The sequence below is a fragment of the Povalibacter sp. genome, assembly GCF_036735925.1.
In the GTDB taxonomy this organism is placed as follows: Bacteria; Pseudomonadota; Gammaproteobacteria; order Steroidobacterales; family Steroidobacteraceae; genus Steroidobacter.
This window is the reverse complement of the sequence record NZ_DAINNK010000057.1, coordinates 31,969-35,247: the sequence shown is the minus strand read 5'-3', so window position 1 is coordinate 35,247 and position 3,279 is coordinate 31,969. Positions and strand designations below refer to the sequence as shown.

The following is a 3,279-nucleotide window of genomic DNA, read 5'->3' as shown; positions in this document are numbered from 1 at the left end:
TGCGGTTACTCCCTGTTCCGAGAAACGCGCGATCACTTCTCCGCCGGCAGAATGATCCCTGGCGCAATCGGCTCGGCATACAACGTCGCAACATCCGCGGCGCGGCGTTCCATGGCGCGGCGCTGATTGATCGAACGCTTGTCGGTGATTTCACCGGCTTCGGCTGACGGCGGTTCGGTGAGCACGAGCAGGCGGGCGATGGTGCTGGCGCTGCCCTGGCGGGCGGCGTTGAAGGCGGCGAGTTTCTGCGCGAGGGCGCCGCGGACCTTGTCGTCGACGGGAACCGTCGGCCAGATGAGCGCGCCGAGCCACGGCTCGTTCGGTGCGCAGATCACCGCATCGGCCACCAGCGGCTGCAGCGCCGCGACCAGATCGCGACGCACGATGCTGGCCTGTACCCACGTGCCCGACAGCAGTTTGAAATCCTCGGCGAGGCGGCCGGCGTATTCGAGCCCTTCGATGGGTTTCTGCGGATCGACCCAGCGCACGGCATCGCCGGTGCGGAAGAAACCTTCGTCGTCGAAGGCGGCGGCGGTGAGTTCGGCGGATCGATAGTACGCAGGCAGGATGTGCGGCCCGTGGATGCGCAGCTCCATGCGATCTTCGCTGGTGGGAACGAGCTTCACGATCGCGCCGGGCTGCGGCAGACCGACGAGTCCCGTGCGGTTGGTGCTCCAGTAGACGCCGACGCCGGTGGCCGCGGTTTCCGTCATGCCCCAGCCGGTGCCGAAGGGCAGACGCTCGCCGAGTTCCTGCACGGCGAGTCGTTGCATGCGTTCCCACAAGGGTTGCGGCAGCAGTGCGCCGCCGTACGACAGCCAGCGCAGGTTGCTGAAGAATTTCTGGCGCAGGTCGGCGTCCTTCTCGAGCGCTTCAGCCAGCATGCCGTACACGCCGGGAACGCAGCCGAAACCGGTCGGGCGAACGTCGCGCAGGTTTTCGATCGTTGCGGCGAACTGGCCCGGCGCCGGTCGGCCATTGTCGATGTACAGCGTGCCCGCCATCGCCAGGATGCCGTTGAACTGCGCATTGCCGCCGAAGGTGTGATGCCACGGCAGCCAGTCGACCAGCGTGTGCACGCGATCTTCGCGGAATGGTTCGCTGACGAGACGCACCATCTGCACGCCGGCGGCGAGATTGCCGTGCGTATTGATCGCGCCTTTGGGCTGGCCCGTCGAGCCGGAGGTCAGCAGGATCTTGGCGATGGTGTCGCGCGTGATCTGCGCACGTCGCCCGGACAGCGCCGCTTCATCGATCTGTTGCAGCAGTTCCGGAAAGTTCGCGCTGGTGACGATCTGCCGGCCCGGCGCCGTCGCGAATCGCAGCGCCGCGGCGTAGCGCTGGCCGTCCTGCGCATACACCAGGCCCGGCTCGATGAGTTTGAGCGCGTAGTCCAGGCGATTCAGATCGCCGCCGAACGAATAGGTCGGCGAGACCGGCACCGCGGCGGCGCCGGCGCGCAGGGTGCCCAGCATGAGCAGCGCATGCTCGATGCTGTTCTCGGACAGGATCATCACCGGCGGACCGTCCGGACCGAAGCCGTGACGGATCAGCCAGGTCGCGATGGCGCCCGTGTCGCGCCAGGCCTGCGCATACGTGATCTTGCGCCAGCCGCCGGTGCTGTCGCGTTCGGCCAGGAATGCAGCATCCGGGCGGATCTGGCTGGCGTGCTGCAGCAGGTCGATGAGCAGCGGACCTTCCTTGAACTCGTGTCCGCAGCGCAGGTAGACGATGCCGTCATCGCTGCGCGCCATTTCCAGGCTGCGGCCGGGTCGCTCCAGCTTGCGCATCGGAATGTTGCCGATATCCGGCGGTGCGTCGCCAGTGACCTGCTGCCACTGCAGCGGCCTGATGCTGGCTTGCGGACTGACTCGTTCTCCGGCGTATGGCATCGATCGTTCCCCCGATTGCGCCACGAGCAAATTTCGAACAAGCCTACCTTGCCGGTCCGTATCCCGGGCAGAGGAGTGGACGAAAATTAACCCTCCTGTTCTTCCTGTGGAGCCGGCTCTTTTCAGAAGGGTTTCTGTAGGTCAGGCTTCAGCCTGACTTCCGAAAGAGGCCGGCTGAAGCCGGCCCCACAGGAAGAGGGCCCCGCCCTGATCAGCGTCGCGACGGATCGATCAGGTACTTCTCGCCCGTGCCGAACTTCGCGTAGGCGGCGATCATCTCCGGCCGCAGCGCATCGGCCAGCGAAATGACCTTCGTATAGTGACTGGCGAACGTGGTCTTGAGTTCGGCCACCACGCGCTCGCGCAGTTTCTGCGCGGCCGCCGGCCCGACTCGCTGCAGGAACGGCGTCAGCAGCCAGCCGCCGACGCCCCAGGCCATGCCGTAGGTGCGTACCAGTTCGGTCGGCGCGCGATCGAGCATGCCGTAGAGGTAGACCTGCTTGTGCGTGGTCGAGCCGTAGCGGCTGTACTCCTTCATCTTCGAGACGGCCGCGGCTTCCATGCAGGTCAGGATCTGGCTCGCCAGCCGGCCGCCGCCGATCGCGTCGAAGGCCAGTGTCGCGCCGCTGGCGATGAGCGCCCTGGTGAGATCTTCCATGAATGTCGGCGCCGACGAGTTGCACACGTGCTTCGCGCCGATCCCGCGCAGCAGCGCTTCCTGCTCCGGCTTGCGCACGATGTTGACGAGCTCCACGCCGTCTTTCAGACAGATGCGGTTGAGCATCTGGCCGAGGTTGGACGCCGCGGCCGTGTGCACGAGCGCGGTGTGACCTTCGAGCCGCATGGTTTCGACCATGCCCAGCGCGGTGAGCGGATTCACGAAACAGGACGCGCCTTCGGCGGGCTTCGTGCCTTCCGGCAGCACCAGGCACTGCTGGACATTGATGGTGCGGAACTGCGAATACATCGCGCCGCCGAGCATGGCAACGGTCTTGCCGACCAGTGCCTGCGCCGCAGGCGATGAACCCGCGCGGACCACGACACCGGCGCCTTCGTTGCCGACCGGCATCGAGTCGTCGAGACGCGCCGCGACGCCGCGCAGCAGTTTCTCCGGGACCTGCGCGGTGATGACCGGCGCATCCGCCGTACCCGAGGCCCGTGACGTGCTCATGTCGGCCGGCCCCAGCAGCAATCCCAGATCGGAAGGATTCAGCGGCGACGCTTCGACACGCACCACCACTTCGTCCGCGGCGGGTTCGGATGACGGCACCATCTGCCGCGGCAGCTCGTGCGGCGACGGCATCGTCGAGCCGAACACCGAGCAGTGCGAGCCGCCGAACACGCAGACCTGCGACGACCAGTGCTACATCAGGCACGACTGCGGCAA

The 3,279-nt window shown here is 66.6% G+C and carries 2 protein-coding genes; both read right to left on the bottom strand.

The genetic code is table 11. The annotated features are described in order from the left end of the window. Positions 1-32: 32 nt before the first annotated feature. On the bottom strand, positions 33-1,892 hold the full coding sequence (locus V7D81_RS16515; protein WP_324318243.1) for an AMP-binding protein: 1,860 nt from the start codon (positions 1,890-1,892) through the stop codon (positions 33-35). Positions 1,893-2,103: 211 nt separating this feature from the next. Next, entirely contained in the window at positions 2,104-3,195 is a 1,092-nt protein-coding gene (locus V7D81_RS16510) for a zinc-binding dehydrogenase (protein WP_349257680.1), read from the bottom strand. Between the last annotated feature and the right edge of the window lie 84 nt (positions 3,196-3,279).

Excerpts from the sequence above, each read along its gene's own strand:
- V7D81_RS16515 (WP_324318243.1), bottom strand. The coding sequence starts at position 1,892 with ATGCCATACGCCGGAGAACGAGTCAGTCCGCAAGCCAGCATCAGGCCG.
- V7D81_RS16510 (WP_349257680.1), bottom strand. The coding sequence starts at position 3,195 with ATGCCGTCGCCGCACGAGCTGCCGCGGCAGATGGTGCCGTCATCCGAA.